Annotated in this window: 15 protein-coding genes; 5 read left to right on the forward strand and 10 right to left on the reverse strand. The window is 26.4% G+C overall.

All coding sequences use genetic code 11. The annotated features are described in order from the left end of the window. Nucleotides 1-64: 64 nt before the first annotated feature. The 4 genes from Lupro_RS08495 to Lupro_RS08510 all read right to left on the reverse strand — a co-directional run bounded on the left by Lupro_RS08495 (nt 65) and on the right by Lupro_RS08510 (nt 2,989). On the reverse strand, nt 65-952 hold the full coding sequence (locus Lupro_RS08495) for a TolB-like translocation protein (protein ID WP_144439122.1): 888 nt from the start codon (nt 950-952) through the stop codon (nt 65-67). Nucleotides 953-1,033: 81 nt separating this feature from the next. Then, on the reverse strand, nt 1,034-1,561 hold the full coding sequence (gene hemG, locus Lupro_RS08500) for a menaquinone-dependent protoporphyrinogen IX dehydrogenase (RefSeq protein ID WP_068208698.1): 528 nt from the start codon (nt 1,559-1,561) through the stop codon (nt 1,034-1,036). 153 nt (nt 1,562-1,714) lie between these two features. Beyond that, entirely contained in the window at nt 1,715-1,906 is a 192-nt protein-coding gene (locus tag Lupro_RS08505; RefSeq protein WP_068208701.1) for a cold-shock protein, read from the reverse strand. Between the two features lie 87 nt (nt 1,907-1,993). Further along, nucleotides 1,994-2,989 carry an NAD(P)H-dependent glycerol-3-phosphate dehydrogenase gene (locus tag Lupro_RS08510; protein ID WP_068208704.1) on the reverse strand — a complete coding sequence of 332 codons (996 nt, stop codon included), beginning with the start codon at nt 2,987-2,989 and terminating at the stop codon, nt 1,994-1,996. A 172-nt stretch (nt 2,990-3,161) separates the two neighbouring features. On the opposite strand from Lupro_RS08510, the gene Lupro_RS08515 reads away from it, so the two are divergent. Genes Lupro_RS08515 through dut form a run of 3 tightly spaced genes read left to right on the forward strand, consistent with a single transcriptional unit; the run spans nt 3,162 to nt 5,863 of the window. Next, nucleotides 3,162-4,616 carry an oligosaccharide flippase family protein gene (locus tag Lupro_RS08515; protein WP_068208706.1) on the forward strand — a complete coding sequence of 485 codons (1,455 nt, stop codon included), beginning with the start codon at nt 3,162-3,164 and terminating at the stop codon, nt 4,614-4,616. 14 nt (nt 4,617-4,630) lie between these two features. Continuing rightward, entirely contained in the window at nt 4,631-5,404 is a 774-nt protein-coding gene (locus tag Lupro_RS08520) for a class I SAM-dependent methyltransferase (protein ID WP_068208709.1), read from the forward strand. Nucleotides 5,405-5,431: 27 nt separating this feature from the next. Continuing rightward, entirely contained in the window at nt 5,432-5,863 is a 432-nt protein-coding gene (gene dut, locus Lupro_RS08525) for a dUTP diphosphatase (RefSeq protein WP_068208711.1), read from the forward strand. A gap of 91 nt (nt 5,864-5,954) precedes the next feature. On the opposite strand, the gene Lupro_RS08530 is transcribed toward dut, so the two are convergent. Then, complete coding sequence (locus tag Lupro_RS08530) at nt 5,955-6,896, reverse strand: ABC transporter ATP-binding protein (protein WP_068208713.1); 942 nt, start codon at nt 6,894-6,896, stop codon at nt 5,955-5,957. Between the two features lie 91 nt (nt 6,897-6,987). Continuing rightward, nucleotides 6,988-7,995, reverse strand: coding sequence for a recombinase RecA (gene recA, locus Lupro_RS08535; protein ID WP_068208728.1), 1,008 nt, complete (start codon nt 7,993-7,995; stop codon nt 6,988-6,990). A 98-nt stretch (nt 7,996-8,093) separates the two neighbouring features. Here recA and Lupro_RS08540 point away from each other — a divergent pair, with 98 nt between their 5' ends. Next, nucleotides 8,094-8,432 carry a cupin domain-containing protein gene (locus Lupro_RS08540; RefSeq protein WP_068208731.1) on the forward strand — a complete coding sequence of 113 codons (339 nt, stop codon included), beginning with the start codon at nt 8,094-8,096 and terminating at the stop codon, nt 8,430-8,432. A 2-nt stretch (nt 8,433-8,434) separates the two neighbouring features. Here Lupro_RS08540 and Lupro_RS08545 read toward each other — a convergent pair whose 3' ends face one another. From Lupro_RS08545 to Lupro_RS08560, 4 genes are all read right to left on the reverse strand, one after another. Beyond that, a complete protein-coding gene (locus Lupro_RS08545) occupies nt 8,435-8,878 on the reverse strand; it encodes a GNAT family N-acetyltransferase (protein WP_068208733.1) in 444 nt (147 codons plus the stop codon). A gap of 10 nt (nt 8,879-8,888) precedes the next feature. After that, nucleotides 8,889-9,326 (reverse strand): ribose 5-phosphate isomerase B, encoded by a 438-nt coding sequence (gene rpiB, locus Lupro_RS08550; RefSeq protein ID WP_068211552.1) that lies wholly within the window; start codon nt 9,324-9,326, stop codon nt 8,889-8,891. 560 nt (nt 9,327-9,886) lie between these two features. Beyond that, nucleotides 9,887-10,201 (reverse strand): diacylglycerol/lipid kinase family protein, encoded by a 315-nt coding sequence (locus Lupro_RS08555; RefSeq protein WP_068208735.1) that lies wholly within the window; start codon nt 10,199-10,201, stop codon nt 9,887-9,889. 41 nt (nt 10,202-10,242) lie between these two features. After that, nucleotides 10,243-10,800, reverse strand: a complete 558-nt coding sequence (locus Lupro_RS08560) for a diacylglycerol/lipid kinase family protein (protein ID WP_068208736.1) — start codon at nt 10,798-10,800, stop codon at nt 10,243-10,245. Nucleotides 10,801-10,912: 112 nt separating this feature from the next. Here Lupro_RS08560 and rnr point away from each other — a divergent pair, with 112 nt between their 5' ends. After that, complete coding sequence (gene rnr / locus Lupro_RS08565) at nt 10,913-13,162, forward strand: ribonuclease R (RefSeq protein WP_068208739.1); 2,250 nt, start codon at nt 10,913-10,915, stop codon at nt 13,160-13,162. The last annotated feature ends 23 nt before the right edge of the window (nt 13,163-13,185 follow it).

A 13,185-nucleotide genomic window follows, 5' to 3' on the forward strand; every position in this document is an offset into this window, starting at 1 on the left:
GTAATTTGTTGGTGTTATGATATTTATCAATATATGAAACAAGAATTTTAACTATTTCACATATTTATTTCAATTCAAAATAATAAATATTATCAGTACTATTAAACCTAAATGAAGTTAAATAGCCGCTTTTTTTAGCATTAAATAAAACTCCAAGTTCGTCAAATTCAGAATTAAATTTATTGGCCTTTTGTGGAATACCCCATTTTCCGTTTATTCTTATAATTTTATAAATATTAAAATCACCTTCTTCTCTATACGCTCTTTCTACTTCAATTTCACCTCTCTCATTCACAATATAATTAATTTCATTTATTTTTCCGTCAAAAATATTTGACGAAAAATAAATAGTGTTTTTATCAAATATAGTTGGGTTAAAAATGTCGAAATTTGGATGAGAAATAAAAACAACACTTTTCTGAACCCATTCATTATTTTTATTTCTTACAAATTCAATAATATGTACCAATTCTCTTTCATTACTTACTAAAACCAGTTGATTGCCATCTGGAGAGATAAAAGGGTCTGAATAAGAAAAATTATTATTGCAAAAGGGAAGTTTTTTTACTTTTGAAATTTTAAAATTTTTAAAATTTCCTTTATAAATAGCGAAGTTATAGTATCCTCTTTTATCCATTTTTTTGGAAATTCCTGTAAAGTAAATTTCATTGTTAAAAAGAGAAACTGAACCGAAACGAAATCGTGAATCTATCGTTATTTTTTGAGGTTTAGATTGTAAATTAGAATAATAAAGGTGGTGGTATTTTGTTTTATTATTTGATACATAAATTAATCCTTTGTTATACAAATATGGAAACACATTTGCTTTAGAATTATTTGATAAATATGTTTCAAATAACCGAATACTATCTGTTTCTTGAATTAAAAAGCGTTCTTGGGCTTTAGAATAATAAGAACATAGCGTTAAAGTTATAAATAAAAGTATTCTCATTTGAAGCAATTTACAAGGTTTAAATATGCCAATTGGCATACTCAAATATAACAATAATTGACATTTATCAGGTGTTTTTAGTTAAAACCCTGAGATTTTTTCTCCAAATTTTGTTACTTTTCCCCAATTTGTATACTCTATTTCCGTATTGGTATTTGTGGGTCCTTTTGTCATCCACATAATAAACTGAATCATAATTCTATCAAAAAAAGGATATTTTTTATAATCTAATTTTCCTGCAAAAACTTCAATTATTGTAGGTTTCCAATGAATAGTTTTAAAAAATTTGATGACATACGGATTAGTAGTTGGCGTATTTTTTTCTGGTTTTCTAGCTACTAAATTTACTGAAAAAAAAGCTGTTTTTATAGAATCTAGTTTTAATTTATTCGTATTAATAAAGTCTATTATTTTTTTATGGTGAAGACCATAACGAATGCTAGAACCAATAATTAACTTATTAAAATTGGTGATGTCTTCATTAAAATCATCAATTGAAAATAATGTTACATTTTGCTTATTTTTTTTTAAAATAGTAACAAGTTTATTACATATTTTTAATGTTTGGCCATCAACACTAGCATATATAATCCCAATTTTTGATTCCATATTGAACGTTGTTTAATTTATAAAATTAATTCTATTCAAATTTACAAAACCATTCATGTTGTATATATGATTTATATCAAGTGAAAAAATTAGACAAAAAAAACCAGTTAAAAATAACTGGTTCTAATTTTTCTAAAAAGCTAATGTAGTATCTTAAATTACTTTAACATTTACTGCGTTTAAACCTTTTTTTCCTTCTTTTAGTTCAAATTCAACTACATCACCTTCTCTCACTTCATCAATTAAGCCTGAAATGTGCATGAAATAATCTGTTCCTGAACCTTCTTCTGTTACAAATCCAAATCCTTTAGATTCGTTAAAAAATTTTACTGTACCTTTTTTCATTTTATAAATAGAATATATTAAAGTGCAAAGGTAGTTTTATTTCAGTTATTTATAATCTTTTTTTGAAATAAAATAAATAACTAATTGCTAATCTAATAGTTCTGTCAATTTTTTAAAAATTTTTTTTGGGTTTTTGTGTTCATATAATACTGCATAAACAGCATCAATAATGGGTGTTTTAGCCTTGTTTTTTTCATTCAGTAAATAGGCGCTTTTTGTGGCATAGTAACCCTCTGCAATCATACTCATTTCCATTTGGGCGCTTTTAACAGTGTAACCTTTACCTATCATATTACCAAACATTCTATTTCTACTAAAAACAGAATACCCTGTTACCAATAAATCACCTAAATAAGCTGAATTATTAATATTTCGTTTCATTTTATGTATTTTTTTAATAAAACGTTTCATTTCACGAATAGAATTTGACATTAAAACCGATTGAAAATTATCTCCATAACCCAATCCGTGCGCTATACCAGCTGCAATTGCATAAATATTTTTTAACATTGCGGCATATTCAGAGCCTATAATATCGTCAGAAGTTTTTGTTTTTATATAATTACTAGCGAGGCATTTACTTAACAATCTTGCTTTTTTAACATCAGTACAGGCAATTGTTAAATATGATAAACGTTCCATGGCGACTTCTTCTGCGTGACAGGGACCTGTAATTACGCCTATATTTTCAAAGGGAATTTGATGCATTTTATTAAAATGCTCACCAACAATTAATCCGGTTTCTGGAACAATACCTTTAATAGCAGAAAACACAATTTTTGAAGAAAAATCTTCCGTTATTTTATCTAATTCTGCCTTAACAAATGCTGAAGGAATTGCAAAAATTAAAACATCTGCATAACGTACCAATTCATTAATATCACTTGATAAATACAATTTACTCACATCAAATTCAGCAGAGCTTAAATAATTTGGGTTATGGGCATTTTCTTTAATATAATCAATTGAATTTTGATTTCTCATATACCAGCCAACTTGATGTAAATTTTCACATAACATTTTTACTATGGCTGTTGCCCAACTTCCACCACCAAAAACGGCAATTTTAGGGATTTTTTTCATTTATAAAACATTTAGAATTCAAATGTAAACAAACTAAGATTAAGACCAAAACATTAGAGCTTAACAATTCTTAAAGTAAAAATAGGTGCTTTGTTTTAGTTGTAATACTTTTAAATAGAAAGAAAAACTTTTGTACATTTATACGGTTAATTTTATACACCATAACTCACTTTTGAACGCACTTAAAAGATTTTTTAAAGACACTATTATTTACGGAATTGCTGCTGTTTTACCTCGTGTAATTAATTTTTTATTGGTTCGTGTTCATACTGATGCTTTACCCACAAATAATTATGCTGAAAACACCAACTTTTATATTTGGGCGGCATTATTTTCTGTGTTATTAACTTTTGGAATGGAAACTGCTTTTTTTCGGTTTTATAAATCTGAAGAAAAAAAAGACACCTTAATTTCTACTGCTTTTATTAGTGTATTTTTTTTAGCATTACTTTTTGTTTTTACTACTTATTTATTCTCAAATTTTTTTACAACTATTTTTGATTTTAGTAATAACCCACTTCAACTTAAATTATTAATTACCATTTTAACTATTGATACGCTTGCTGTAATTCCTTTTGCTTATCTGCGCGCTTCAAACAAGCCTATAAAATATACTGTAATTAAATTAATAAATGTTGGAATAATTGTAAGTATTAACTTACTTTTTTTAAAATTTATTCCTGAATTTAAAAACAGCGGAAAAGAAATTCCAACTTTGCTAAACACTATTTTTAATAGTACAGAAATTGTTAATTTTATATTTATCGCTAATACTATTGGTAGTGCTATCTCACTTATTTTATTAATTCCTTATTTACTAAAATTTAAATGGCGTTTTAGTACTGCTTTATTTAAAAAAATGATTTCTTACTCTTGGCCTATTGCTATTGCGGGCATTGCGTATGTAATTAATGAAAATTTAGATAAAATTTTAATTGGTAAAATGATTGATAAAAATACTATGGGTATTTATGCGGCCTGCTATAAACTAGCCATTTTTATGAATTTATATATTATGGCATTTCGTTTAGGTGCAGAACCTTTCTTTTTTAATCATTCAAATCATAAAAATGCAAAAGAAATTTATGCTAGAATTTTAAACTATTTTATAATTGTAGGGTCTTTAGTTTTTCTGGGAATTGTTGTTTTTATCGATTTTTTAAAACAGCTATTTATAAACCAACAATATTGGGATGCTATTATTATTGTTCCAATTGTGTTATTGGCAAATTTATTTTTAGGTGTTTATCACAATTTGGCTATTTGGTACAAATTAACTGATAAAACACGGTATGCAATGTTGTTTTCAATTATTGGTGCAATAATTACCATTATTGTAAATATAACTCTAATACCGGTTATTGGGTTTATAGCTTCAGCTTGGGCTACATTGTTAGCTTATGGAGCTATGATGGTGCTTTCTTATTTTATTGGAAAAAAACACTATCCTGTTCCTTATAATTTAAAAAAATCTGGTAGTTATTTAATTGCTTCTATTATAATTTCATTACTATCTTTTAGTTTTTTTAGAGAAAATTATTTGGTTTCTATAATTTTTGTTACAATTTTTGGAATGCTTATTTTTTGGAATGAAAAAAAAGAAATACTAGCAATTTTAAAACGATAATTAGCAAATAAATAATGAATAATACTACAAAGTGGAATCCTAAACTTTATAATGATAAACATTCTTTTGTTTATCATTATGGTGAAGATTTAATTGAACTTCTTAATCCGAAAAAAGAAGAAAGAGTTTTAGATTTAGGATGTGGCTCAGGGCAATTAACTTTTAAAATTAGCAAATTAGTAAATGAGGTTATTGGGATAGATAAATCACCCGAAATGATAGCTGATGCTAAATCTAAATTTAAAAATATAGAATTTTTTGTTGCTGATGCTTCAAATTTTACATTCAACAAAAAATTTGATGTTATTTTTTCAAATGCTGTACTTCATTGGGTTACAAATTACAAAGGAGCTATAAAAAGTATGTATGAAAATTTAACTAATAATGGTAAAATTGTTCTTGAGTTTGGAGGAAAAGGAAATGTTCAAAAAATTGTTAATCCATTAAGAAATTCTTTGGAGAAACGAGGATATTTAAAACAATCAAAATTACAATTATGGTATTTTCCTTCTATTGCTGAATATACAACTAAACTTGAATTTGCTGGGTTTAGAGTACTTATGGCTCAGCATTTTGATAGACCTACAGCGTTAGCTAAAAAAAATACAGGAATTAAAGATTGGATTGCTATGTTTGGTAATTCTTTTTTTAAAAATGTTACAACAGCACATGTTGAAGAAATTAAAAACGAAGTACAAGAAAAAATAAAATCCGCATGTTTTATAAATGGAAAATGGTTTGCTGATTATAAAAGAATCCGAATTATCGCAATCAAAGAAACAATATAAAATAAACTAATTCTATAACTTATAACAATGAAAATACAAATTATAAATAAATCTAGACATGAATTGCCTAGTTATGAAACCATTGCATCTGCTGGAATGGATTTACGCGCTAATATTTCAGAAGCAATTATACTAAAACCTTTAGAACGAACTATTGTAAAAACCGGGTTGTTTATTGCATTGCCTGTAGGTTTTGAAGCGCAGGTTCGTCCACGTAGTGGATTGGCTGTAAAAAAAGGTGTCACAGTTTTGAATTCTCCTGGAACTATTGATGCTGATTACAGAGGTGAAATTGGTGTAATTTTAGTGAATTTATCTACTGAAAATTTTGTGATAAATGATGGTGAGCGTATTGCACAATTAATAATAGCAAAACATGAACGTGCAGACTGGGATATTGTTGAAGTATTGAGTGAAACTGAGCGTGGTGCTGGTGGATTTGGAAGTACCGGAGTTTAAAAGTACACTAATTTAGTTGTATATAAATTCCTATTTTTATAGGAAGGTAACTTACTATTTATTATCATCCCTTATGTAGGGAGCAATCTCATTAAATTATATCAATACATACCTCTTCTCCCTTATTTAATTTAGTCTCATACTCGAAAAACACAATTGTATTCTTTAATTTAGCTTCAATTAAATAGTGATTTCCTTTAAAATAAGATGAAATTACTGTTGCTTTTATAGCTGACTTTTTTACAATTTTAATTTCATTTGGGTATGCTAAAATTGTTTTTTCTGAAGTTATGTTTGAATCTATTTCACTTGATGGAATTTCATTTATTTCATTAAAAAATGAAGCTACATATCCGCTTTTAGGATTTTTGTATAATTGTTCTGGTGAGTTTTTAGCTATTAATTTTCCATCTCTTATTACTAAAATTTCATCAGCAAAAGAAAGTGCATCAGTTGTATCATGTGTGGCAACAATACAGGTAATATTTTTAGATTTTAAATACTTAAAAAGACTTCTTCTTAATTTGTTTTTTCTAAAATTGTCTATGTGGCTAAAAGGTTCATCCAATAATAAAATTTCAGGTTCTTTTGCAATTACTTTTGCAATGGCTACACGTTGTTTTTGACCTCCACTTAAGTTTTTAACCTTTGTTTTTGAAAAATCATTCATATCAACAACTTCTAATAATTCTAGTATGCGTTGTTGCTTATTTGGGTCTAAACTTGAAATATTTTTCCCAATATTTTCTTCAACAGTTATATAAGGCATTAAATCAAAATCTTGTGGCAAATATTTCATAAAATCTTCACCTGGAATTAATTTAAAATTTGGACCTAGTAATTTTTTTTCATTCCAATAAACAGCCCCTTTATCAAGGTGTAATAAGCCATAAATAATTTCTAATAGTGTACTTTTTCCACACCCACTTTCACCAACAATAGCAATATAATCGCCATTGTTTACGTTAAAACTAATGTTTTTTAGTACTTCTTTTGAAGTGTAACCAAATGATATGTTATCTATTTGTAGCATACATAAAAAACCATCATAGCGATTAAAAGAAACAAAAGATTGATTATGTTCGCAATGATAGTTTTATTAAAATTATTGTAAAATACAATTACTATTCTTTACTATTTATAGCTTCTTTAATTTTAGTTTCTAATTCTTCTGCTAAATCTGGGTTATCTTGAATTAAAGCTTTAACCGCATCACGGCCTTGCCCTAATTTAGTATCTCCATAACTAAACCATGAGCCGCTTTTTTTAACAATTCCAAACTCAACACCTAAATCTAATATTTCACCTGTTTTAGAAATTCCCTTACCATACATAATGTCAAATTCAGCAATTCTAAATGGTGGTGCAACCTTGTTTTTAACCACTTTTACTTTGGTGCTATTACCAATAACTTTGTCACCATCTTTAATTTGAGTTCTTCTACGAATATCTAAACGAACAGAAGCATAAAACTTTAAGGCGTTACCACCAGTAGTTGTTTCAGGATTTCCAAACATTACTCCAATTTTTTCACGTAATTGGTTGATAAATATTACTGTACAATTTGTTTTGTGAATAGTACCTGTTAATTTACGAAGTGCTTGAGACATTAAACGTGCATGCAATCCCATTTTAGAATCTCCCATTTCACCTTCAATTTCACTTTTTGGAGTTAATGCTGCAACTGAGTCAATTACAATAATATCTATAGCTCCAGAACTAATTAAATTATCGGCAATTTCTAATGCTTGTTCACCATAATCTGGTTGAGAAATAATTAAATTATCAATATCAATACCTAAATTTTGAGCATAAAAACGATCAAAAGCATGTTCTGCATCAATAAAAGCGGCAATACCACCTGCTTTTTGAGCTTCAGCAATTGCATGTAATGTTAAGGTTGTTTTACCTGATGATTCAGGTCCGTAAATTTCAATAACTCTACCACGCGGATAACCACCAACTCCTAAAGCTAAATCTAACCCTAATGAACCTGTTGAAATAGCATCAATATCGTCAATAGCCATATCTCCCATTTTCATAACAGTACCTTTTCCGTAGGATTTATCTAACTTATCTAACGTAAGTTGTAATGCTTTTAATTTTGCTGCTTTTTCTTTATCGTCTGCCATAATTTTAATAAATAAGTTTAAATTATTTTGTTGCTAAAATATAAAAAACTATTGAGTATATTTATCGTTTATTTATATTAATATTTATTGCTTTTAACATGAAAAAATCTTCCTTAATAGAAAAAATAATTTATAACGAATTAAAACCTGCTATTTCGGTTTTATTTGAGACTGATTCAACAAAAGAAATTAGAATTATTTTTAAAGAAAATCAACAAATGAAAGAACATAAAACATCTTTCCCTATTACTGTTGAAATTTTTGAAGGTGCTATTGATTTTGGTGTAAAAGGAACCATTTATAGCTTGGTAAAAGGTGATTTAGTTTCGTTAGAAGCAAATGTTTCGCATGATTTATTAGCTAAAAAAGATAGTATAGTACGTTTAACGCTTTCTAAGTTAGATACGGTTGAACGTGTTCTTAAAGTTACTGAATAAATTTAAGTTTTAATCATAGCAATGTGTGGAATATTATCTTCTAAATACTCTTCACCTACTTTTTGAAACCCGTGTGATTCATAAAACTTTTTTAAATAGGTTTGAGCTGAAATTTTAATGGTAGTTTCATTAAAATTAGTATTGATAGTATTGATAGAAGCTTCAACTATTTGATGACCATAATTGTATTTTCGTTCATTTTGTTTAACTAAAACTCTACCAATACTTGCTTCTGTAAAATAATCTCCAGGTTTAAAAACTCGTGTATAAGCAATAATTTTATCTTTTTTTAGTCCAATTACATGTAAAGCTTTTTGATCTTTAGCATCAATATCCTGATACACACAATTTTGCTCAACCACAAAAACTTCGCTTCGTAATTGTAAAATTTTGTATAATTCTTTTGTTGTTAATTCTGAAAATGACTTTATTCTAATTTTCAACATTAATAATATTTTAATTACATTCTATTGGAATTTTAGCAACTCTTTTTTGATGTCTTCCTCCTTCAAACTTAGTATTCAAAAATATATCTACAAAACCTAATGCCTGATGTAAAGACACAAAACGAGCAGGAATACTTAAAATATTTGCATTATTATGTTGTCTGGCAAGTGATACTAATTCATCATTCCAACAAAGTGCTGCTCTTATACCTTGATGTTTATTGGCTGTTATTTGAGCTCCATTACCACTTCCACATAAAATAATACCAAAATCTGCTTCATTATTTTCTACAGCTTCTGCTACAGGGTGAATTGTATCAGGATAATCCATACTTTCATTAGTATTAGTTCCAAAATTTAAAATTTCATAACCTTGATTTTCTAAATGTTTTATAATTTTAAATTTATACTCAGTACCAGCGTGATCATTACCTATTGCTATTTTCATAAATAAATTTTTATGTTTTATTAAGTACAAAAGTACAAATTCATACTTATTAACCATTAAAAAAGTAATTGTTAATAGTAATTTTTAAAAAGCTGATTAACAATTACTTTATATAAAATTCTAATTGTGAATAAATATATACTTAAAAAAGAAAACTTTTTTTTGTTATCAAATATATTTTTACAATACAACTATATATAGTTAACAAGCAACTAAATTTGTACTTCTTTTAAAAGAAGTTGTAAACTAATTTTATATAGGTTATAAACATTTATATGTAATAAACTTATTAAAATAAATTGTTAATTAACCATCTAAATAGATTGTTTATAACCTATGTATTTTAGTTGATTTTAAAGCTTTTAATAAATTATTAATTGTTTATATTTTTTAATAAGTAACAAATACAACTATTTGTTTATTTATTTATTGTACATATTAACATACCATTATAACAACTATGTTTTTTTTAAATTTTAAATAAAAATAAATAGTATTATTATAGATGTTCATAAGTTATATTTTATTGAAAATTATAAAATTTTTAAAGTAGGTTTTACTTACGGTATAATAAAATTTATTGCTTTTGGTAAAATTGAAACTAAAAAATCACCTGATCCTATTAATTCACCATCTGCTTGTATATAAGATTTATTATTATCTAAAACATTAATTTTAAGGGTTGAAGTTTTATATGTACTTATTAATTTATGACTGGTAATTTTGCCATTAAATAAACTTTGTATATTGTTTAAAATAGTTAACAATGTTAAATCTTTAATGTATGAAATATCTAAAAGTCCATCAGTTGAATTAGGATTTTTAGTAAGTTGCATTCCGCCTCCAGAATATTTACAAATACCAATTAATACCATTAAACATTTACCTTTTAATACTGTTTTATTAAAACTAATTTCTAAAAAAGATTTTTGTAACTAATTAAACTTATTAAAGCTCCAACTAAGTATGCTAAAAAACCTAGGTTTTTATATTTATAAACTTCATTTACAACGTAACCATCAAAGCCAATACCAGCTAAATTATTAAAATAAACAGTTTTATTAGTTGAATTAATACTAATTTTACCTATATCTTGTTTTATAGTTTTTTCATTTTTTATTACAGTAATAGCTTTTTTAAAATTTGAAGAAATATTATAGGTTTTTACCCAATCATTTCCTGTACCTATTGGAATTACACCAATCTTTATTTCTGAAATATTTGTAGGATTAAAACTTAAAATACCATTTACAATATTATGTAAAGTACCGTCACCACCAACACAAATAAAATTTTTAAAACCTTTTTTTATAGCTATTTCTACTAATTTTATTGAATGTTTTTTATACGCTGTAAAAACAACTTCAATTTTAAAATTTTGATTTATTAATTCTTTATTTATAACCGGCCATTTTTTTTTAGAAGCACCATTTCCTGATGTAGGATTAACAATTACAAACCACTTATCTTTCATATAAATACTAAATTAATGGAGCACAAAATACAAATTTGTGATTTATATAACCATTTATTATCAACTTCAAATATAAATATTTGTATTTTTGATTAATATTAAATAATAATGAATGTCAAAAAGAAAAAATATATATAAAAAGAAAGGAAATATTGTTAAAGATTTAACTCAAAAAATTTTAAAATTGTTAAATCAAACACCATCTCAAAGTTATAATTACAAACAAATTTCTTCAAAGTTAGCATTGACTGATGCCAGTGCAAGAAACCAAATTACACAAAAATTAGAAGCGTTAAAGGCACAACAAAAAATTGAAGAAGTTGAACGTGGAAAATTTAAAATAATTCCAAATAATAAATATTTTATTGGAATAATTGATGCTACAGCTAATGGAAATGCCTATTTTATTTGTGATGATTTAGAGCATGATATTTACATACCTGCACGTAATTTAAATAAAGCATTAAATAAAGACACCGTTAAAATATATTTATACAATCGTAGAAATAGTAAAAAACAAGAAGGTGATGTTATTGAAATTATTAAACGTTTTAAAACTGAATTTGTAGGTGTTTTACAATTAAATAGAAATTTCGGATTTGTTATACCCGATGATTCAAAAATGTATGCAGATATTTTTGTTCCTCAAAAAAAATTAAAAGGAGCACAAGATGGAGTGAAAGTATTGGTTGAAATTACTGATTGGCCCGACAAATCTAAAAATCCTTTTGGTGAAATAAAGGAAATTTTAGGTATGCCAGGTGACCATAATACCGAAATTCACTCTATTTTATTAGAATATGGATTACCTTATAAATTTCCTGAAAATGTTGAAGAAGAAGCTGCTAAAATTCCATTAGAAATAACAAAAAATGAAATTGCAAAGCGTAGAGATATGCGAAAAGAATTAACATTTACTATAGATCCTAAAGATGCGAAAGATTTTGATGATGCGTTATCTTTTAACATATTAGAAAATGGAAATTATGAAATAGGAATTCATATTGCCGATGTTTCACATTATGTACAAGAAAATACTATTTTAGAGGAAGAAGCTTATAATAGAGCAACATCTGTTTATTTAGTTGACAGGGTTGTACCAATGCTTCCAGAAACACTATCAAACGGTGTATGTTCTCTTCGACCAAATGAAGAAAAATTAACGTTTTCAGCAGTTTTTGAAATAAATGAAAAAGCACAAATTTTAAATCAATGGTTTGGTAGAACTGTGACATATTCCGATAAAAGATTTTCTTATGAAGAAGCTCAAGAACTTATAGAAAATAATAGGGTTATTTCTAGTGAATCTAAGAAATCTTCCATTTTAAAGTGCGATGTTTCTTCAGAAATATCAATTACTGGCGAAGCATATACAGTTGAAAAGGAAATTGTTTCAGCAATTTTAACACTAGATAAATTAGCAAAAAAACTTAGGAAAAAGAGATTACAACAAGGAGCTATTACTTTTGATAGAGTAGAGGTTAAATTTATTTTAGATGACCAAGCTGAACCTTTAGGAGTTTATTTTAAAGAATCTAAAGATGCTAATAAATTAATAGAAGAATTTATGTTATTAGCTAACAAAAAAGTAGCTGAATATGTTGGTGTTAAAAAAGGTGTACCAACAAATAACACCTTTATTTACCGTGTTCATGATGAACCAAATTTAGATAAATTAGAAGCACTTCAAACCATTGTTAGCAAATTTGGATATAAAAATAAAATTGACACAAAAGACAAAAAATCAACGTCAACTTCTTTAAATAAATTATTACAAGATGTGCATGGAACAGGAGAAGCAAATTTAATAGAAACATTAGCTATTCGTTCTATGAGTAAAGCTGAATATACTACACATAATATTGGACATTATGGTTTAGCTTTTGATTATTACAGTCATTTCACTTCACCAATTAGAAGATATCCTGATGTTATGACACATAGATTACTTCACTATTATTTGGAAGGAGGAAAATCACCAAAAGCTGATATTTATGAAGAAAAATGCAAACATTCTTCAGAAATGGAATATTTAGCTTCAAAAGCAGAGCGTGATTCCATTAAATATATGCAAGTAAAATATATGGAAAATCACAAAGATCAAGAATTTGAAGGTGTTATTTCTGGGGTTACCGAATGGGGTATATATGTTGAAATTATTGCAAATAAATGCGAAGGAATGTGTAGAATTAGAGAAATTAAAGATGATTATTATATTTATGATGAAAAACAATATGCATTGGTAGGCCAATCAACTAAAAATGTATATCAACTAGGAGACCATGTATTAATAAAAGTAAAACATACAGATTTAGAAAGAAAACATTTAGATTTTACTTTACTGGAAAAAATTAATAAATAATTAACTATAAAAGGTACAATTAT

Origin of the sequence: Lutibacter profundi, from assembly GCF_001543325.1 — a bacterium.
Classification (GTDB): domain Bacteria; phylum Bacteroidota; class Bacteroidia; order Flavobacteriales; family Flavobacteriaceae; genus Lutibacter; species Lutibacter profundi.